Consider the following 20,082-nt stretch of genomic DNA (forward strand, 5'->3'; position numbering starts at 1 on the left):
GGGGCGTCGGCTGCAAATGGGCGCACGGCCCCTACATCGCCGACCAGACTTCCCGGCACACCGCGCGTCACCGGCAGCTCGGCTGCCCCGTTGACGCGTTCTTTACACCCTATGGGAGATGCCCGGATACCGCCAGAGGGCTTCTCACCTGCTGAAACGCAAACGAGCGGGCTCGTACACACCAAGGCGCGAGGTGTGTACGAGCCCGCTCAGGAGCCGGGCCGCGGGGGCGGTCAGACGCTGGCCTTCACCAGCTCCTGGTCGTCGTCCTCGTCTGCTTCGGTGTCCGTGTCGAGACCCGCGTCGCGGCGGCGGACGAACTCGAGGAACTTGTCCAGCTCCCGCTTGACCACGGGCGCGAGCAGGTACAGGCCGATGATGTTGATGACGGCGAGCATGAAGAGCACCGCGTCGGCCATGTCGATCAGGGTCTGCAGGGTGAGCAGCGAACCGGCGACCGCGAACAGCGTGTAGAAGACCTTGAAGGTCAGCTCGCTGGTCTTGCTGCGGCCGAAGAGGTGCGTCCACGCCTTCATGCAGTAGTAGCCCCACGTCAGCACGGTGGAGATGGCGAACAGCATCACCGCGACGGTGAGGATGTAGGGGAACCAGGGCAGGACCGTGGCGAAGGCGTCGGAGGTGATGGTCACGCCGCCGGGGCCTTCGTTCTTGCGGGCCGCGCCCCAGCTGGCCGGGTTGGCGATGACGATCGTCAGCGCGGTCATCGTGCAGATGACCACGGTGTCGATGAACGGCTCCAGCAGCGCGACCAGGCCCTCGCTGGCGGGGTGCTTGGTCTTGACCGCGGAGTGCGCGATCGGCGCGGAGCCGAGACCGGCCTCGTTGGAGAACGCGGCCCGCTTGAAGCCGACGATCAGTGCGCCGAGGACACCACCGGCGACACCCTGCGGGTTGAAGGCGCCCTCGATGATCGAGGAGATCGCGGACGGCACCGCGGAGACGTTGACCAGGATGACCACGAGGCAGGCGGCGATGTAGATGCCGGCCATCGCCGGGACGAGCTTGCTGGTCACGGAGGCGATGGAGCGGATGCCGCCGAGGAGCACGATGCCGACCAGGGCGGCGATCAGGATGCCGAAGAACAGCGCGCCGGCCGAGGAGCCCATCAGGCCGCTTTCGCCGCCGGTGACGGAGACGAGCTGGGCGTAGGACTGGTTGACCTGGAAGAGGTTGCCGCCGAAGAGGCCGAAGAAGAGGATCATCACGGAGGCGAGGACACCCAGCACCTTGCCCAGTTTCAGGCCCTTGGCGCCGAAGCGGTCGGCCAGGCCCTTGGGCAGGTAGTGCATCGGGCCACCGGAGACCGTGCCGTCGGCGTGCACCTCGCGGTACTTCACGCCGAGGGTGACCTCGACGAACTTCGTGGCCATGCCGAGCAGGCCGCAGAGGATCATCCAGAAGGTCGCGCCCGGACCGCCGATGGAGACGGCGACGGCGACACCGGCGATGTTGCCGAGGCCGACGGTCCCGGACACCGCCGCGGTCAGCGCCTGGAAGTGGTTGACCTCACCGGCCGAGCCGTCCTCGTCGTACTTGCCGCGCACCACGTTCACGGCGAGGCGGAACTTGCGTATCTGCACCAGGCCGAACCAGCCGGAGAAGACCAGACCGGCCACGACGAGCCAGGCCACGATCAGCGGAATCTGTGTCCCGTTGACGGGGACGGAGTAGAAGACGATGTCTCCGAGCCACTTGGCGATGGGCTCGAAGAATCCGCTGACGGCTTCGTCTACGGACGTGGTGATGGTGTCGAGTGACATCAGGCTTTACCTCGATGGCGCAGACCGGTGCTGTGCGGTGCGCCGGTGTGAGTGCGGGCGGGCATGGAGCGAAATCCGTTGTCCGATCGGCGGCCCGGGCGGCATGGTCCGCGGACTCGGACCGTGACCTCCCTGGCCATGCAAAGCCGGTGCGTGCCGGCACTCCGTGATCCGGCGAGGGGTAGGCCGGAAACGGAGTTGCGCATTCTTAGCACGCTCTTTATGGGATCTTTAGTGACGCACGTCACTACCCTGGGTGCCGAGCCCCTGACCCCAAGGGTCGGTAATGCGATCGTTATCCGGATCTGAGGTTGTCCTGAGCGAACACATCGAAATGTGGACACCGGTCGACGCGGGCTCCAGGACCGGGAAGCCGAGGCGAACGCGAGCGGGAAAGGGACCCGGATGAACTGGCTGATCACCGCCGCGGGCGCGACCCTGGTGCTGACCCTGCTGCGGGACGTCTTCCATACCTTGTGGCACCCCACGCGCCACGGTGGTCTCAGCCGCCTCGTGATGACGGCCCTGTGGCGGCTGCCCTCCTCCTTGACCCCGCGGCGCCGCGCCTCTGGGCTGGCCGGGCCGGTCGCCATGGTGGCCGTGGTCGCGATGTGGGCCCTTACCGCGGTCGTGGGATGGGCCCTGATCTACTGGCCGCACATGCCGGACGCCTTCACGTACACCGCCGGCCTCAGACCCGCCGACCACGCAGGTTTCCTGGACGCGATGTACGTATCTCTGGTCCACGTCTCCACCCTCGGCCTCGGCGACATCGCACCCACCGCGGGATGGCTGCGCATCCTCGCCCCCATGGAAGCCCTCGTCGGTTTCGCCCTCTTGAGCGCGACGGTCGCGTGGACCCTCGGGATCTACCCGGCCCTGGCCCGCCGGCGCGCCCTTGCCCTCCGGCTCTCGCATCTCGCCCGCACGCACCCCACCACCGAGCAGATCGACGCAGACGCGGGCGCGGCGGTCCTCGACAGCCTCGCTGCCGGAGTGTCCGTGATCTCGGTCGACTTCCAGCAGTACGCCGAGTCCTACTACTTCTACGACGGCGACGACCGTATCTCCCTCTCCTGCCAGATCACCGGCGCGATGAATCTGGCGGACCGGGCTGCCGCCGCCCGCCACCCTGATGTCCGGCTGTCCGCGGCCGTGCTCCGAGCCGCGCTGGACGACCTGGCCGCCATCCTCGACGAGCGCTTCCTCTACACCCGGGGCACGGCACGACAGGTCTTCGACGCGTTCGCACGCGACCACAGGCGTCACTCCGGCGTTCAGTGACACTCCGGTGGTGTCGCGTTGACGGCCCTCAGGTCCTCCGCGCCTACGGGCGCCCTGCCCCGCTTCACCCCGGCGGTGGCCGTCCCGCAGGACCAGACGACGTCGGAGGCCTGGACGGTCTCCGACGCAGAACCCTCGCGCGCCAACGGCTTCGTGTCACTGCCTGACGCGGTACAGCCGGATGTCCCGGTTCACGAAGAGATGCACGTAGCCACACTCCCAGCAGATGAGTCCGGTAGCCGATTCATCGGCCCAAGCGAGCTTCAGGAACTCCATGCCGAAGCTGTTGAGCTTGACCTCCCGCTTGCGGAACTCGTCGCTCTGGCAGATCAGACAGCGGATCCAGGTGTCGCCGATCGCCGCATGCACTGGCTTGGCCATGCCCGTTCCTCTTCTTCTCTCGGGGAACCGCGTTCACGGTCGTGGGCCGTGGTGATCCCGGGCCGCGTGCCGCCCGCCCTGGAGGTCCAGCCGGTGGTCGGGGTCCGTCGCGCGGGTGATGGCGCTCTCCACGGCGGCGATCCGGTCGGCGAGCAGGCCGAGGGCGGCGACCGCTCGGGTCAGCGGGTCGTCCACGGTGCAGCCGAGGGCTTGGGTACGGACGTAGGACGTGGTGATCTCGGTCCAGCGGGCCGCCTGTTGCGGGGCCAGGGTGCCGCGGAGGGCCCCGAGTTTGAGGAGGTTGGCCTCGGCGCCGGTGGTGAGGGTCTGGGCCTCCGATGTGTAGTGGTCGTCGATCAGCGCGGTCAGTTCCGCGTCGTTCATTGCCGGGGAGATCCGAGCCGCGATCTTGTTCATGTTGCGGTAGGAGCCCTGGAGTTGGAAGGGCGGCTCGGTGCGACTCGCGTCGGTCTGGGCCGCGGAGGCGATGTAGGCGTCGTTGACCGCGAGGACCGTATGCCGGGCGGCGAGCAGGTGGCGCAGGACGGCGAGGATCCGGTCCAATTCGGCGGGGGCGTAGGGGTGGGTGAGCCGGTCGGGTCGGGCGGTGGGGTCGTCGGCGGCGAGGCGTGCGAGCAGCTCCAGGTCGGTGCGGTCTCGGGCGGCGAGCGGGGCCAGGACGGGGTTGGAGGTGAGGGCGTTCTCGACGAAGCTGAGGGCGAAGACGTCCTCCTTGCCGGTCAGCACGTCCCCGAGGTTCCAGACGTCTGCGCGGTTCGCGAGCATGTCGGGGATGCGGAAGCGCTGCCCCGACTCGGTGTACGGGTTGCCGGCCATGCAGACGGCGAACCGCTTCCCTCGCAGGTCGTGCCCGTTCAGGGTGCGGATCGCGTCGCACAGCGGGATGAACTTCTGGAGCAGCTCGGGCGAGGTGTGCTGGATGTCGTCCAGGTAGAGCAGGACGTTGTTGCCAGCCGCGAGCGCGAAGCCGATCTTCTGCAGTTCGCGACGGGCAGCGGCATCCGGGGCCTCGGCCGGGTCGAGGGATGTGGTGTCGTGGCCGAGGGCCGGTCCGTCCACCTTGACCAGGAGAAGCCCGAGTCGCTCGGCGACGTACTCCAGGAGCGTGGTCTTGCCGTATCCGGGCGGTGAGACGAGCAGGAGCAGGCCACTGCTGTCGGTGCGCTTGGCGTCCCCGGCCGCGCCCAGTTGCTTGGCGAGGTTGTCGCCTATGAGGGGGAGGTAGGCCTCGTCGACGAGGCGGTTGCGGACGAAGGAGGACATAACTCGGGGCCGGTACGCGTCGACGCGCAGCTGGGTGCGCATCGACGCGAGGAGGGTGCTGCGGCGCTGCTGGTAGGTGCGGAAGCCCGGGACGGCCTCGGCCGCGAAGTCGGTGGTGCGGGAGAGGAATTCGTCCAGCCGCAGGTCCAGGGAGCGCCCGGTGATCCGCGGATGGGTGCCGAGCAGGCCGGTGACGGTCGCCGTGGTCTCGCCGGTGACGTCGTAGCGCTCCAGGGAGGGGCACAGTTCGACGGCCGCGGCCTCGGCGATGTCGCCCGCGTCGATGTCCTCGCCGCAGGCCGCCGCGTAGGAGGCGAGCCAGCCCTCGACGAGGTGCCGGCGTACGGCCAGGTCGGGGAGAGCAGCCAGGTCCTGCTCGTACGGCGATGCTCCTAGGCTGCGGTGGAACTTCTCGAGGAGGATGCGGGCCGAGGCAGACACCGCGAATCCGACGGGGCCGGAAACCAACTCCTCGAAGAGGTACTCGGCGGTACGGCCGGCATCGGCTTTCCCGTCAGTGAGCCGGGTGACCTCGGAGGCGAGTTCGGCCAGCAGTCCGTCGATGGCGGTGGTGAGCCCGAAAGTCTCGCGGGCCCTGGCCAGGGACACCGCGCGACGGGCGAAGGTGTCACGGAAACCTTCCGTCGTGCCGTGTGCCCAGAACAGAGTGGCCGCCGCGCGCTCGCCCGACGGATAGCGCAGCAGTCCGGCGCTGTCGCGCAGCCGGATCAGTACACCCAGGATCGCGGTGGCGTCGTGGTCGTGGACGCCCCGCTCGTAGCCCTCGTCGTACGCGGCTTCGGCGGCCTGCCGCACGAGTTCCGACAGGTCGGCTGCGGCGAGAGCTTCCGGACCGTGTTCGGCCAGCAGCCGCGCGGCCAGGTACTCCCCCCGGTATACCTCGGGTGACTCCGACGGCAGCGACCGACCCCAGTAGGGCCGGGTGGCAGCGAATTCGGGGTCGGTGACCGGGCGGCGGTAGTCGGTGCCGGTCAGGGCGAAAGCCAGGCCGTCCTGGTGCGGTACGAGGGTCAGCTCGGGGGCCTGGCGGGTGACGGCAAAGCGGTGGCGGCCCAGGCGGATCGTGTCGCCGCCGTCCGCGAACAGCTCGCCGCGGTCGCGCAGGGCACGTCCGGCCTCCTGGCGGGCAGCCAGCAGGCGGCCCTCCAGTTCCTCCGCTCTGACCGAATCGCCGAGCTGACGCAGCTCGTCGGCGCTGCGGCGGACCTTGGCCGCCATCGGGTCGGAGGCGAAGTAGGTGCTGATCTCGTCGAGGCTCTCCAGCCCGGATGCCCGGCGGGTGACCGTCTCCAGGACCCGGCGCGCGGACTCGGAGAGGGCTTCGGCGCGCCGGGCGCGGGCGTCCCGGAGGGTCTGCTGGCGCGAGGAGAACGCGCCGTGGATCTCGGTCCGCTTCTCGGTGATCTCGGCGAGGAATCCGTCGTGCTCGGCGAAGCGCGACTCCAGGTTCTCCAGTTGCAACAGCAGCCGGGCGAGCTGCGCCTCGCAGTCCTCGGGCATGGCGGCGGCGGCCAGGGCGCCGGTGACGGCCTGGCCCAGGAGTGCGAACTCGGCAGCGAACTCGGCCCGCCCTTCGCGGTCGAGGAGTTCTCGGCGGCGGGCGGCAAGCGTGGCGCGGGCCCGGTTCACGGACCCGAGGACGTCCACGACCCGCTCCAGGATGGTGGTGCGTACCGTCGCGTCACCGATGTCCAGGCCCGCGACGACCTCGACGAGGGCCTGGAGGCCGAAGGTCCGCTCCTCCAGCCGCTCATCGACGGGGACGGCCTCGGCGACGGTGGTGATGCCCTCCGCAACAGCCGTGAGTTGTTCGGCCTCGGCATGGTGGGCGGTGAAGGCGTCCTCGCGGTGCAGGAAGGCAACGGCACGCCGGGCCGTGGAGGTGATGTCGCCCTCCACGTTGGCGGCCAGGGCCTCGATGCCGTCGGTGTCCGCGTACCGCATCTCCTTGAGGGTGATCAAATGACCCTGGGCCCGGCGTAGTTCGGTAATGCGGTCGATCCACTCCTCGGCTGTGGCCGGGGCCTCGCCGCGGATACGGCGGATCAGCCGGGCGATCGACTGAGCTGATTCGGCGAGGGCGTTGGCAGCTTGCCGGGTGAGGACCTGGACGCTCTCGAATTCCTCCAGTACGTGCGCGGTGGTGGACCGGACCTCCTGGAGGGGGCCGTGCAGGTCCCCGGTCTCGGCATCGCGGAGCCAGGGGAACCGGTCGGCGGCCCGGACGCAGGCGGCGAGCAGCGTCTCGTAGACCGCCCCGGAGGGCGTGGCTTCGGTCGCTGTGGCTTGGCGTGCGATGGACAGGCAGTCGGCGATGCCCCGCACCAGGTCGGCGTTGCCGATGCGGGCGAGCGGGCCGTTTCCGGACGAGGAGGCGTAGGTGTCGGAGGTGTAGGGGGTGTGCCAGATCTGCACGGGGTGCATACGGGCGGGCTCCGCGGCGCCGGCGCGCAGGACGACGAGAGCGCCGTCGTCGAACAGCGCGTGGCCGTGGCAGGAGATGGGGGCGGCGACCTCCTTGCGGATGAGGTTGTAGGAGAGCAGCAGGCCGCGTCCTTCTGCGCGGGCGTGGAAGGTGAAGAGGACGTCCTCGCCGTTGGGAGCGCGCACGGCCTTCTCGAATTCCAGGTCCGTCGTGTCCGTGTCGAAAGTCCTCACGGTGCCCGAGGCGAGGCAGTAGCCGCCGGGGAAGACGATGCCCTCGTCGTCCGGCAGCCGGCGGCAGGACTGGCCGATGCCGTCGAGGCGGACGACGGTGTTCGTGACGGTGTTGAAGACCAGGTGACGCCTGGTCTCCTCCTTGTAGGGGTGGATCCGCAGCAGGATCAGTGCGCCCACGGTCGCGTAGGCGATCTCGGCGTCGGCGAGGGACTGCAGCGGCTCGTCAACCGGCTCGCGGTGGATGCCCTCGACGGTCTCAGTGTCGTCGACGGTCTTGACGGTGAGCGCGCCGCCGACCGTCGAGACGAAGAGCCGCCCGCCGATGGAGGTGTGAGGGTGGCGGCCCAGGACGTGGTCGTCCCGGGTGGTCTCCCGCCACTCGACGTCGTGAGCGGGTGGGAAGACGTGGTCGCGTTCGCCCTGGGCGTCCAGGAACCGTGCCTCGCCGGCCGGGGTGAGGGACCAGCGCAGGACGCGGATGTCCTCGGCCTGCTCTCCGGTCTGGAAGACAGCCAGCAGCTTGCCGTCGACGCGGCGGAGCTGGAGCAGGCGTGCGCCTTGGTAGTAGCGGTGCAGAGCCCCGAACTCCCGGATGAAGCCGGGGTCGTCGAGGAGGCCGGGCACCGCGTCCTCGGGGAGCGAGCTCAGGTCGCGGTCGTACAGGGCGAGCACGTCCCCGACGGACATCTCGCGCCCCTGGTGGGTGGCGCCGTTGTAGCCGAAGAGCAGCACGTCCCCGATGGCGACGATGTCGCGGGGTACGCGGCTGTGCTCGGTGCGGATGCGCTCGGAGCCCGAAAGCGTGAGCCCGGCTCCGCCGAACTCGGCGATCCGAGCGGCGTTGAGGACCTCCGCGCGCCGGGCCAGCTCGCCGGCCTGCGCCGCCATCCGGTCGCGCAGCACCTCGTACGACAGCACCTCGTACGTACGGGCGTCCATCGCCGTGGCCGTGGCCGTGGTCATGTGTTCCAGCTCCCTCGTAAGCAAAGTGGTGCTGTTCCGGAGCCGCCGCCCCCTCCGCGGCGGCTCCGGAACGTGACCGCACCCCCGTGGCGGTCAGCTCTTGGCGGTGCCGTTCAGGCCGGCGAGTGCGGTCACCGGCGTGTCGGCCAGGCCCAGCTGCCGGGCCTTGGCCATCAGCTCGTCCAGCTGCCCCGATCCGGTCGGCATGAGCTTCATCAGCAGGGCCGAGACGGTCAGGTGCTGCACGTCGGACGTGGACACCGAGCCCAGTGCCTTCGTGAGGTCTTCCGTGAAAGAGCCGGAGCCGTCCAGCCAGGGCCCGGCCAGGGTCTGGGCGGTCTGGGAGTTGTCCATGAACCCGTCCACGGCCCGGCCCATCGACATCGCTCCGACGATGCGGTCGAAGAACGCCGACTCACCGCCGATGATGCTGATGTCGGCGCTTTCCAGCCCGGTCGCCAGGACGGTTGCCTGGGCTTCTGCGACCTGGCGCTGCATGTCCAGCCCGGCGAGCCGAATCTCCTTCTCCGCCTCCAGCCGCAGCCGGTACTCCTCGTGGCCGCGTGAGGCCTCGTCGAGCGCGGCCATGGCCGCCGCCTTCTCGGTCAGGCCCTCGGCCTCCGCCTTCAGCTTCTCGCCGATGGCGGTCGCCTCGGCGAGTGCCATCTCGCGGGCGCCGTCGGCCTCCGCCTTCAGTCGCGCCGTCGTGGCTCCGGCCTCGGCCCGGCCGGTCTTCTCGATCGCGTCCGCTTCCTTCTCCCGTACGGCGACGGCGGCCAGGCCTTCGGCGGCGGCCTCCGCCTGGATGCCTTCGGCGAGGCGGATCTTGGCGCGGGCGTCGAGGTCGGCGGTCTTGTTGCGGGCCTCGGCGAGCGTGAGTTCCTCGGCCGCCCGGTGCACGGCTGCCTGTTCGGCGGCCTCCGCCGCCTTGATGTCCTTGACCAGCTTCTCCTGGGCTTCCGCCTCGGCGCCGATGACGATCGCCTGCCGGGTCCGCTCGGCCTCCTCCACCGTACGGAGCCGCTTGATGGACTCCTCCTGCTCGGCGACGGTACGGTCCACCGCGATCCGCTCGCGCACGACCTCGGCGATGTCCCGCTTCTCGGTCTCGACCTCCTTGTCGGCGGCGATCCGACTCAGCTGAGTCTCCCGCTCCCGCGCGATGACCTCCAGCAGACGGTCCTTCTCGATGCGCTCGTTCTCGATGGCGATGACCCGCTCGCGGTTCTTCTGCGCGACGGCCACCTCGCGCGCCTGGTTCTCGCGCTGGATACCGAGCTGCTCCTCCGTCTTGAGGAAGGCGCTCTGCGCGCGCAGCCGCTCCTCCTCCACCACTCGCGCGGTTTCCGCTTCCTCCCGCGCCCGCACCGTCTCGATCTCGCGGCGCTGCTTGATCTCGGCGTCGGCCTGCCGGCGCTCCAGCTCCAGGATCGCCTCGCGGGCGTCGACGTTCTGGCGGGTAAGTTCCTTCTGCTCGTGCTGGCGGAACTCGTTGGTGCGCACGCTCTCGATGGCCGTCAGCTCGGTGATCTTCCGGATGCCCTGGGCATCCAGGATGTTGCCGGCGTCCAGCTGGGAGAGCGGGGTCTGCTCCAGGTAGTCGATCGCCGCGTCCTCAAGGCTGTAGCCGTTCAGATCGGTGCCGATGATGTGGATGATCCGGTCGCGCAGTTCGTTGCGCATCGTGTAGAGGTCGGTGAAGTCGAGCTGCTTGCCGACCGTCTTGAGCGCCTCGGAGAACTTCGCGTTGAACAGCTCCTGCAGGGTCGCCTTGTCCGAGGCCCGCTGGGTGCCGATGGCCTGGGCGACCTTGATGACGTCCTCGACGGTCTTGTTGACGCGCACGAAGAACGAGATGCGGATGTCGGCGCGGATGTTGTCCTTGCAGATGAGACCGTCGCGGCCGGTCCGGGAGATCTCGATGGTCTTCACCGAGATGTCCATAATCTCGGCCTTGTGCAGCACGGGCAGCACGACCTGACCGGTGAAGGTCACATCGACCTTCCGCATCTTGGAGACGATCAGGGCCTTGCCCTGCTCGACCTTGCGGAACAACCGGGTCACCACGAGCAGAGCCGCGATCACGAGGAAGAGAACGACGATGACGAGCGTGCCAAGGCCCAAAGAAATGGCATCCATGAGGAGTCCCCACGTGAGAAGTCGAAGCTGAGAAGCCCGGGAAGACTGAGAAGAGCGGCGGATCAGCCGCGCGGGTCGAGCGCCGCATCGAAGGGCGCGACCCAGAAGAACTCGCCTGCGTCGTCGTACGCATAGAGCAGCGCAGTACTGCCGAGCGTGAGCGGGTCGCTGCCGTGCTGGCGTACCTGGACGAGCGAAGTGGCGCCGTCCCCTGCCGCGACCTCGGCCTGGCCGAAGCCCGCGTCCACCCGCCCCGTGCGGATGACGCAGGTCAGACCGACGAAGTCCAGCCGGGACGGCCCGGGTTCATCGGGAAAGAGCTTGGCCAGGGGCCGTACGAGGTGTCGGGTGACGCGCCAGGACAGGAAGACCGAGGCGAACAGCAGGGCGGCGCCGAGGAAATGAACCAGGGCGCCGGGCCACCCCGTACGGGCAAGGAGCACGGAGCCGGAAAGGCTCGTGAACCAGGCCAGGCCGATCAGCAGCGAGGCCGGCACCGTGACGGGCACACCGCCGATGCCGAGAGCACTGCTGCCGGAATCAGCACCGACACCGTCGTGATCCGCGGCCCCGCACAGCACGAGCAGCCAGAACCCGAGAACCACGACCAGGGCGGCTGTGAACAGCACGGTGGGAAAGCCCAGAGCGGCCCTGATGAACTCGTCCACGCCTCCCCCTCCCTTCCGGCACCCGGCATCAGGTGCGTGGGCCCGTCCGGCCTCGGCCCATCCTGCCCCGACGGGAGCCCGTCGCACATTGCCGATCACCGGCAGTCTTTACGCGACATTGACGCCGACCGCAGGATGGTGCGGGTGACGCTAGTTAGCGTTAGTGTCTAACCTACGTTAGCGACTAACGAAAGGTGGCTGCCATGCCCTCGACGACGGTTGTGGTGGCCGGTGCCGGGCCGACCGGACTGGCGACGGCCTGTGGACTAGGCGCGGCGGGAGTCTCCGTCCGGGTGCTGGACAAGGCGCCTGGACCAGCTGCGACCTCGCGGGCCCTGGGCCTTCAGCCTCGGGGGGCAGAGGTGCTCGACCGCCTCGGGGCGCTCGGCGATCTACCCGAGCGATCGGTGCGCATCGCCCACGTCGTCACGCACGTCGACGGCAGGCCCCTGGCCAGGCTCCCAGTGGGACAGCCCACGAAACTGGTGACCAGGCCCGGCCTGCTCATGTCCCAGGCCGAGGTCGAGGCCCGGCTCCGGGACCGCCTGGCCGAATTCGGCGTCGAAGTCGAATGGGGCCGCGAGCTGCTGGACGTGCGTCAGGACTCGGACCGGGTCGTCCTCCGCCTTGGCGAGGGTGAGGAGCAGACGGCTGACTGGCTGGTGGGGTGCGACGGCGCACACAGCCGCGTACGCAAGGCCGCCGGAATCGCTTTCCCCGGTGTGCCCGTCGTTGAACGCTTCCTGCTGGCCGATGTCAGGGCACGTCTGCCGATCCCCAGGGACACGGTCGCGGTCTGGCTGCGCGGAGACACGATGCTGGGGGCGTTTCCGCTTCCAGGGGACAACGTGTGGCGCCTGATGGCGCCCGCAGCGGCCGGATCCGCCGCGGACCCGATGGAGACGCTGACGGAGCTGCTCCTGCACGAGGCCGGAATTCCCGGCACCGCCGTGCGCGAGGTCCTCTGGACCTCCACGTTCCGGATTCACCGGCGCCTCGCCTCGTCATACCGCCAGGGCAGGATCCTGCTCGCCGGCGACGCCGCGCACATCCACAGCCCCTTCGGCGGCCAGGGCATGAACACCGGCCTGGGCGATGCCGAGAACCTGGCCTGGAAGCTTGCCCTGGTCGCCGCAGGGCGGTCCGCCGACGGCCTGCTCGACACCTACGAGGCCGAACGCAAACCCATCGCACGCGAGGTACTCGCATCCACGACCGCCATGACCGGCGTGGTCCTCGGACAGACCGCGTGGGCGCGGGCCTTGCGTGATCACGTCTTCGTCCCCCTGCTCAACCGGGCTGCCATCCAACGCCGGCTCTGGGAGAAGTCCTCACAGCTGACCCTCACCTACCGCAAAGGCCCGCTCGGTGCCGGCCGCCAGCTCCCCAGCTCCGCCCCGCGCACCGGCGACCGCGTACCCGACCTCGCCTGCATCCGCCAGGACGGCACGCCCACCCGCCTGTACGAGGAACTGCGCACAGGCTGGGTCCTGCTCATGCCCGGAGCGCTACGCGCGGCCCAGGAGGCCGTCGCCCTGCGGCACCTCGGAGTCGGCGGCCTGACCGCGCTCACCATGCCGGGAAGCCGACAACACAGCCTGCTGGTACGGCCTGACGCCCACCTGGCCTGGCGCGGAACGTCGCCGGTCGCCCTGGACAGGACACTGGCACGCATACTCGGGAACGGCACAATGCAGTGAGCGAGCACCGAGAACGCCCGGAGGCGGCAGGTCCATGAGTACGTCCCCCACGCCGGCTCCCGGACTGCGCGAACGAAAGAAGGCGCAGACCCGCCGGACGATCCAGGAACAGGCGCTGCGCCTGTTCCTGGACCAGGGCTACCAGAACACCACCGTCGAGGAGATCTCGGCCGCGTCCGGGGTCTCCCACATGACGTTCTTCCGGCACTTCCCCACCAAGGAAGCCGTCGTGGAGTCCGACGACTACGACCCGCTGATCGCCCGGCTCATCGAGGAGCGACCGCCGCACGAGGACAGTCTCACCGCCCTCTGCAACGCCCTCGGCCAGGGCCTGGAGACGGTGTACGCCACGGGCAAGGACGCCCTGCTAGCCCGCACCCAGCTCATCTTCGAGACACCGGCCCTGCGCGCCAGGACCTGGGACAACCAGTACGCCACGCAGCGGCTGTTCGCCGACGCCCTCAGGTCACGCAACCCCGACGAGAGCGACCTCTCCACCCGGGTCGTGGCGGCCGCCGCACTCGGAGCCGTGACCACGGCCCTCGCCGCCTGGGCCGAAAGCGATGGCGCCCTCGATCTGCCCACCCTGGCCGACGAGGCGTTCCGCGCCTTGCGCCCGTCATGACGGGTACCAGCCCGTGCGGCCAGGCCCGCGTGCAGCACGGCCCGGCGCCGTCAGGATGCCTCGCCCACCGTAAGACCGGGAATGGCCGCCTCAGTCGACGGCCACTGTCACGCCACCGTATCCGGCCAGCCCAGTAGACGAGCGCCGATCACTGCGGTCTGCAGGGTGTAGCGGTTGTGGGGGTCCGCCGGGTCGGCGGCGGTGAGGGTGTGGATGCGCTCCAACCGGTAGGTGAGCGCGCGCACGCTCAGCGAAAGCCGCCGCGCCGCCTCGGTCGCCACGCAGCCGCTGTCGAAGTACGCGGTGAGCGTGTCCAAAAGGGGCTGCGCGCCGCCCCGGGCCTTCCGCAGTGGGCCGAGGACGCTCTCCACCAGGTCGGCCATGGCCTGCCGGTCCCGAGTCAGGACCGGGTAGACCAGCAGGTCGGCGGAGTGCAGCACTGGCCCGTCCAGACCCATCCGCTCCGCGAGATCGAGAGCGTTGAGCGCCTCCTCGTATGCGTGCACGACGCCTCCCGCCCCGGAGTGTGACCGGCTTATCGCGACGCGTCCGCCGTCCGTGGCCGCGTACGCCTGCTTGGCGAAATAGGCCAGGACGTCCGGCTGGTCACCGGGAGCCACGCAAATCAGCCTGCCGTCCTTCGTGGTCAGAAGGATCTGCCGGTTGCCGAACCGGGCCAGGATGGTCTCCTCGATCCCCCGGGCCACGGGGTAGCCGTCGCCGTATGGCTCCGGCCCCTGGGCCACCGCTACCGCGTGGGCCTGCGAAAGCCGCAGCCCGAACCGCTCGGCCCGCTCCGCCAGGCGGCCCAGGTCACTGCGCCCGTACAGCAGGTCGTCGACGAACTCCCGGCGCGCGGCCTCCTCCTGCCGCACCGCCTGGTGCTGCGCCCGCTCATACCCCTCGGCGAAAGCGTCCACCGCCTGTTCGACGGCGGCCAGCAGCGGCCCCACCGACCCGGACGGCAACCGCGAATGTACCTCCCGCGCCGCCGCCAGATGGTCCCGGATGAGGCCACGCAGCGCCAGTCCCGCCTCCGCAGCCCGCGCGCCCTGGGCCCTCCGGGACTCCAACTCGTCGCGGGTGAGCCGACGCCCCGTGGCGCAGGCGTCGAGCAGAATCTCAGCGCACCCCGCCACGTGCTCTGCTGGCGCTGCCGCCTCGGCCATGTCGCTCCCCCGATCTCACGCCTGTTGACGCGCCCTTGACGTAGGGATCAGGGTGACACGTGCTGAGCGGGGCGCCACCATCGGCATTAAGGCGACGCAATAGCTGCCGGTCACCGGCAATGCGCCACCGCACACAGCATGGGCAGGATCAGATCACGGGGGAGGCCGGCACTGCCCCGGATGCCGGACTGCGGAAGCAGGAGGGATCCGGACCGGTGATGGATCTCGCACACGAGGTGGCACACACCTAGGGCGGTCCGAGATCCGCATCGCAAGGGTGGCCGCCAGAATGGGGGCTACCCGCGGAAGCAGCGATACCCGTGCCGAACCGCCCTCGCCATCGCTCAACAAGTCGACAAGGGACCAGCCGAGCCGATGCGCTGCGGCAGTGGCCCTCCGAGAGCCACGCGCCTCAACACATCAGAAGTCCGGGGTGAGCGTGCTGCTTCGTCCGAGAAGTTCGGCCAGCCCCCGGCGGGTGGCGGCCAGCACCACACGGTCCTCGGCCTTCAGGACGTAGCCGGGATGCAGCTCCCACACCAGTCCGGGCCGCTCGGCCGGCCCCTCGCCGGGGGCAGACGCCAGATCCGGGCGGCGGTCCTCCACAGACGCGGTGTCGAGGGCGATGACCCGCCAGGCGCCGGGGCGGAAGGATTCCGCGATAGTGCGGCCTTCCAGCTGCGGGTGACCGGCCACCTCGAGGGCGGCGAAGAGCAGCACCCGGCGCTCCACCGGTATGGCGCCGAGGATCTGTCGTCCCATCATGGCCCCGGCGAAGGCGGGGGCGGCGAGGTGGGTGACGCTGCGGCTTCGAGTGAGGGCGGCCGGGTGGGCGGCGCGCAGGGTGCGCGAATCCGGCCAAGATCTGGAGCACCTGCTGCTGCGTCGCGGCGCCCACAGCCGGGTCGTTGATCGCGAAGATGTCGAGCAGGGTGATGTACGCGGCGTGCAGCGGGTGATCGCCCGTGGTCAGCCAGGACGCCACCGCGAGCGCGGCCACGGCCGCCGCGATGCCGGCCAGCGACCACCGCAGCCGCCGCGAGAAAAGCGAGGACACCGGCAGCGAAGCCGCGCTCAGCCGCGACGCCGCCCGCACCGGTCCCGCATGCGTGACTGCCTCCAGGGCCACGATGCCCCGCCCGGTCGCGGCCGCCACCGCACGGTCGTCAGGAAGCAGCTGCGGGCCTCGTTCGCCGCTGAGTTCGGCACCTTCGCTGCCGGCCGGGTCGTTGGACGTCGCCGACAGCAGAGCGAGCGTGCACAACCCCGGATCGGCAACCCCGCCGCGCCCCGGAGGCGTACGCTCCACCGCGCGCAGCAACAGCCCGTCGGCCTGGACCACCTTGCTGGTCCCGGATATCGCGCTGGCCGCGAGCGCGGGGGCGGCCGTGTCGGCGTCCGACAGCACGGTCGTGGAGGAGTCCAGCTCGCGCAGGTCGATGCCAGGTTCGGCAACGATCGCCGCTTGGTCGAGCAGCTCTTCCAGGTGCTGGCCGAGCTTGCGGTTGTAGAGCCGGATCACCAGCCGCAGCCTCGGATTGAGGCGCCGGGCCACCAGGGCGGCCCGCACGTTCACGTCGTCGTCCTCGTACACCAGCGCCAGCGCGATGGCCCCGGCCACCCCCGCGGCAGCCAGAACCTCCTCGTCCGGCTCCGCCGCCTCCACGACCCGCACTTCCTGGCCCGGCAGCAGCTCCCCCGACGGACTGGCCGACGCCTGCCCGAACAGTCCCAAAAATCGGCTTCGTTGGAGCCCCACCACCAGCTGTGGACCACGAGCGACCGGAACCACCAACGTCACCCGCTCCTGGTACACGTCGCGGAGCTCAGTGGCCAGCCGGCGGGCGAGGCCGTCATCACCGCAGACGACCATTCGCCCCGGCACGCATGGAAGTTGAACCTGCTCAGGAATCTGCACGGACACAGGATGCCTTGCCCGGATTGCACCTCCTGGTCAGGCGCTCCTCACCCTGGAAACGCAGAGCCGTCTCATCAGCACCCCTCCGACCAATCCCTGCGGCCAGCAGACGCCTCCGAGGCCGAATGAAGCGAGCCCCTCACCTGCGGATTCGCAATCCACCGCAAAGTCTTGGTGCTTCACAGCCAGGGCTTGCACCCCAATGCGCACCGGCTCTCTCAGGCGGCCACTCGCGCTGCGCGAGGCGGCTCCCGCACAGGGCCGGGCCAACGTTCAAAGGCGCCTAGTAGTGCTTCGTTACGTCGGGTGATCTCGCCTGGTGGTGGGCATCTTCCGGTTATGAGGCTTGGGGAGGTGGAACGACTTCGCGGCGAGTTGGCGGAGTTCGTTGCTGATGTGTTCGCTTCGTTTCCGCGGCGGGATCAGCGCAGGTGGGGCGGGTGTTATCTGCGAGGTTTGATGCTGGACGGGCGGCGTAAGTCGATCCAGCCGATGGCCGGGCGGTTGCCGGACGGGAACATGCAGGCCCTGCAGCAGTTCGTGAATCAGTCGCCGTGGGATCCGCTGCCGGTGCGGCGGCGGATCGCCGAACGGCTGACGGAAGTTGTTGGGCCCGAGGTGTGGGTGGTCGACGACGTGTCGTTCCCCAAGTGCGGGACGGCATCGGCGGGAGTGGCCCGGCAGTACTGCGGCGCGCTGGGCAAGAGGGCCAACTGCCAGGTCGCGGTCAGTGTCCACGCGGCAACCGACTTCGCGTCCTGCCCGTTGGAGTGGGAGTTGTTCCTGCCCGAGGACTGGGCGGCGGACGAGGGGCGGCGGCAAAGGGCCGGGGTGCCCGACGAGATCGGGCATGTCTCCAAGATCCGTCTGGCCCTGGGCCTGCTCGACCGCCTCGCCACCTGGTTGCCGCGGGTGCCGGTGATCGTGGCCGATGCCGGCTACGGCCGCAGCGTCTCCTTCCGGCTCGCGCTGGAGGAACGCGGCTGGTCCTACGTGATGGCGGTCGATCCCAAAGAGGTCGCACGGCCCGCCGCAGCCGAGCCGTTCCAGCCTGCTTACGGCGGGCTGGGGCCGCCCACGCTGCCCCGCTACCGCAAGGCGGCCCAGCCCCTGCCGAGCTTCATCGATGCCGACACCTGTTTCCAGGAAGTCACCTGGCGCCAGGGCAGCAAGAGTGCGATGACCTCGCGTTTCGCTGTCCTGGAAGTGCGTCCGTCAGGCAAGGAAGCCTGCCGCACCGCCCAGGAACAGGCCGGCGGACGCAACCAGTGGAACGGGGTCCTGCCGATGTGAGGTTCCCCCGTTGTTCGGGAGTTGCTGATTAGCTGGTCAGGAGGGGTTGACGGGTGTTCAGGTTCGCTGGTTCGGCCGTCGCCTGGTTGGCGTAGTGCTTCTCTTCGTACTCGATCGGGCTGAGGAAGCCGAGCCGTTCCTGGATGCGACGGGAGTTGTAGAAGCCATCGATGTACTCGAAGAGCGCGAGGTTCGCCTCAGCCCGGGTGGTGAAGGTCCGGCCACGGAGGCCCTCGGTTTTGATGAGCATCCAGAGGTTCTCCGCGAGAGCGTTATCGTATGAGTCGCCGATCGAGCCCATGGACGCTTCAACTCCAGCTCTCATTAGCCGGGTTGTGAGCTTGATAGACGTGTATTGACAGCCGTGGTCCGCGTGATGAATCAGCTGGCCGGGCTCGACCTCGCGGGACGCGAGGGCGTACTCCAGGGTGGTCAGCACCAGGTCGGCGTCCGCGCGGGCGGAAGTCTCCCAGGCGACCACCCGGCGGGAGAAGGCGTCGCGGATCGCCGAGAGCCACAGAGGCCCCTCACCGGTGGAGATCATGGTGAGGTCGGTGACCCACAACCGGTTCGGAGCCGGTGCGGTGAAGTCCCTGTTGACCAGGTCCGGGGCCAGGGTGGCCTTCGGGTCCCGGCGCGTGAAGCCCTTGCGCCGTGGGCTGACCCCCGCGATGTCGGCCTCGCGCATCAGGCGCTCGACCCGCTTGCGGCCCACGTGGACACCCTCACGCTTGAGGACGGCGTGTACCCGCGGCGAGCCGTAGTTGCCGCCGGAATCCGCGTGGATCTCTTTGATCCGCTCGGTCAGCTCGACGTCACGGCGCCTTCGCTCGCACGGCTCGGCCTCTGCACGGCGCCAGCGGTAGTAGGTGGAGGAGGGGATGTGCAGTTCCCGAAGTACGCACTCGACTCCCAGGCACGGGTGCTCGTCAACGAGCGCCGTCACCTGGGCCGGGTCGGGTCGAGTTGCGCCGCGAAAAACGCCGAGGCCGTCCGCAGTACGTCGTTGGCCCGCTTGAGCTGGACATTCTCCTTGCGCAGGGCCGCGAGCTCGGCGCGTTCGTCGGTGGTGAGCCGGTCATCGCGTTCGCCGGCATCCGCCTCCGCCTGGCGGATCCACCCGCGCAGGGCCTCGGGATGCACGCCGAAGTCGACAGCCAGCTTCTTGATCTGGGGCTTCGGCTCCGCGGTGCGATACATCCGTACCGCACGCTCACGCAACTCGAGCGAGTATTTCCGGGGTGCAGCCATGGCCACTGGTCCTCTCATGAGTCCCATCTGACCCGATGTCAACACTCTCCGCATCCCGGGGGAACCTCAATGCGAACCCTGCTGGTCGAACAGCCCGCAGAAGCGGACGGGCCGACCGGCTACTGGATGACCAACCTGCCCGCCACCACCCCGATCGCCGACCTGGTGCGGTGGGCGAAGATGCGCTGGCGCATCGAACACGACTACCGCGAACTCAAGCACGGCCTGGGCCTGGACCACTTCGAAGGCCGGACCTGGCGCGGCTGGCACCACCACGTCACCCTCGTCACCGCCGCACAGGCCTTCCTCACCCTTCGGCGGCTCGACCCAAAAGCACACACGCCGGCCTGACCCTCTACCAAGTCCTGGACGCGCTCCAGGACCTGCTCAAGTGCTGGACCGGCACCTGGACCACCTGCGGCCGCTCCTTGCCCCGCAACAGAACGAGACCCAGAACCTAACGAAGCACTACTAGGCCGTTTCGTTTGGATCATCGGGCTGACCACAGGAAGATGCCTGCGATGTGGAGTCCGGCCAGGTAAATCGTGGCGGTCTTCTCGTACCATCAGCACGGACGCAGAGGGCCGCAAGACGGAGACGTCGAGGTCAAGCCGTCCGTTCCGCCCGCGCACTGACCTGACGGACACGCCGGAGAAGGGCACCGTATGAGCAGGCTGCTGGAAGCGGTGTGTGCGCTGACTATCGGCGTCCTCGTTGCGCTCCTTGTATGGGCTGCTAACCCTGGCGCCGTGCGGGTGGCGTGGCGGGAGGGCGAGCTGAGCGGTGTGACGGTCGTGTTCGTGGCGGCGTGTGCGCTGTGGCTGGTGCTGTGGCGCAGGCGTACCGGGCGCGGCCGACTGGCATGGCCTCTTGCGGTGCTGCTGTGCGGTGCGGCTGTTGCGCTGGTCGTGGCGGCCATGGCCGGTTGACCGGCACGTCGAGCA

At 69.4% G+C, this 20,082-nt stretch carries 12 protein-coding genes and 3 pseudogenes; 6 read left to right on the plus strand and 9 right to left on the minus strand.

All coding sequences use genetic code 11. The features are described 5' to 3' along the window. Positions 1–233: 233 nt before the first annotated feature. Positions 234–1,781: an alanine/glycine:cation symporter family protein gene (locus OG435_RS09095; RefSeq protein ID WP_266876324.1), complete on the minus strand. Its 1,548-nt coding sequence runs from the start codon at positions 1,779–1,781 to the stop codon at positions 234–236. 405 nt (positions 1,782–2,186) lie between these two features. On the opposite strand from OG435_RS09095, the gene OG435_RS09100 reads away from it, so the two are divergent. Further along, positions 2,187–3,065 (plus strand): potassium channel family protein, encoded by an 879-nt coding sequence (locus tag OG435_RS09100; protein ID WP_266876325.1) that lies wholly within the window; start codon positions 2,187–2,189, stop codon positions 3,063–3,065. 156 nt (positions 3,066–3,221) lie between these two features. Here OG435_RS09100 and OG435_RS09105 read toward each other — a convergent pair whose 3' ends face one another. The 4 genes from OG435_RS09105 to OG435_RS09120 all read right to left on the minus strand — a co-directional run bounded on the left by OG435_RS09105 (position 3,222) and on the right by OG435_RS09120 (position 11,182). Then, positions 3,222–3,446: a hypothetical protein gene (locus tag OG435_RS09105; RefSeq protein WP_266876326.1), complete on the minus strand. Its 225-nt coding sequence runs from the start codon at positions 3,444–3,446 to the stop codon at positions 3,222–3,224. A gap of 33 nt (positions 3,447–3,479) precedes the next feature. Continuing rightward, entirely contained in the window at positions 3,480–8,375 is a 4,896-nt protein-coding gene (locus OG435_RS09110; protein ID WP_266876327.1) for a DNA repair ATPase, read from the minus strand. A gap of 93 nt (positions 8,376–8,468) precedes the next feature. After that, the gene (locus tag OG435_RS09115; protein WP_266876328.1) at positions 8,469–10,514 is read right to left on the minus strand and encodes a flotillin family protein; all 2,046 of its coding nucleotides are present in this window, start codon (positions 10,512–10,514) and stop codon (positions 8,469–8,471) included. Positions 10,515–10,576: 62 nt separating this feature from the next. Then, positions 10,577–11,182 (minus strand): hypothetical protein, encoded by a 606-nt coding sequence (locus OG435_RS09120; protein WP_266876329.1) that lies wholly within the window; start codon positions 11,180–11,182, stop codon positions 10,577–10,579. A 203-nt stretch (positions 11,183–11,385) separates the two neighbouring features. Between OG435_RS09120 and OG435_RS09125 the strand changes: the two genes are divergently transcribed. After that, positions 11,386–12,882 (plus strand): FAD-dependent monooxygenase, encoded by a 1,497-nt coding sequence (locus OG435_RS09125; protein WP_266876330.1) that lies wholly within the window; start codon positions 11,386–11,388, stop codon positions 12,880–12,882. Positions 12,883–12,916: 34 nt separating this feature from the next. Then, positions 12,917–13,507, plus strand: a complete 591-nt coding sequence (locus tag OG435_RS09130) for a TetR family transcriptional regulator (RefSeq protein WP_266876331.1) — start codon at positions 12,917–12,919, stop codon at positions 13,505–13,507. Between the two features lie 107 nt (positions 13,508–13,614). On the opposite strand, the gene OG435_RS09135 is transcribed toward OG435_RS09130, so the two are convergent. Both OG435_RS09135 and OG435_RS09140 read right to left on the minus strand, forming a co-directional pair. Then, a complete protein-coding gene (locus OG435_RS09135) occupies positions 13,615–14,676 on the minus strand; it encodes a PucR family transcriptional regulator (protein WP_266876332.1) in 1,062 nt (353 codons plus the stop codon). A 420-nt stretch (positions 14,677–15,096) separates the two neighbouring features. Then, positions 15,097–16,549, minus strand: a pseudogene (locus tag OG435_RS09140) (NAD-binding protein). A gap of 384 nt (positions 16,550–16,933) precedes the next feature. Here OG435_RS09140 and OG435_RS09145 point away from each other — a divergent pair. Then, positions 16,934–17,881: pseudogene (locus OG435_RS09145) on the plus strand (IS701 family transposase); the annotation flags it as partial. Positions 17,882–17,915: 34 nt separating this feature from the next. Here OG435_RS09145 and OG435_RS09150 read toward each other — a convergent pair. Together OG435_RS09150 and OG435_RS09155 are read right to left on the minus strand one after the other, a co-directional pair. Continuing rightward, on the minus strand, positions 17,916–18,833 hold the full coding sequence (locus OG435_RS09150; protein WP_266874687.1) for an IS3 family transposase: 918 nt from the start codon (positions 18,831–18,833) through the stop codon (positions 17,916–17,918). Continuing rightward, positions 18,830–19,138 (minus strand): transposase, encoded by a 309-nt coding sequence (locus OG435_RS09155; RefSeq protein WP_266874686.1) that lies wholly within the window; start codon positions 19,136–19,138, stop codon positions 18,830–18,832. Before OG435_RS09155 ends, OG435_RS09150 begins: the two co-directional genes overlap by 4 nt. A gap of 75 nt (positions 19,139–19,213) precedes the next feature. On the opposite strand from OG435_RS09155, the pseudogene OG435_RS09160 reads away from it, so the two are divergent. Both OG435_RS09160 and OG435_RS09165 read left to right on the plus strand, forming a co-directional pair. After that, a pseudogene (locus OG435_RS09160) lies at positions 19,214–19,489 on the plus strand (transposase); the annotation flags it as partial. Positions 19,490–19,803: 314 nt separating this feature from the next. After that, a complete protein-coding gene (locus OG435_RS09165) occupies positions 19,804–20,067 on the plus strand; it encodes a hypothetical protein (RefSeq protein WP_266876334.1) in 264 nt (87 codons plus the stop codon). The last annotated feature ends 15 nt before the right edge of the window (positions 20,068–20,082 follow it).

Source organism: Streptomyces sp. NBC_01264 (genome assembly GCF_026340675.1).
Classification (GTDB): Bacteria; Actinomycetota; Actinomycetes; order Streptomycetales; family Streptomycetaceae; genus Streptomyces.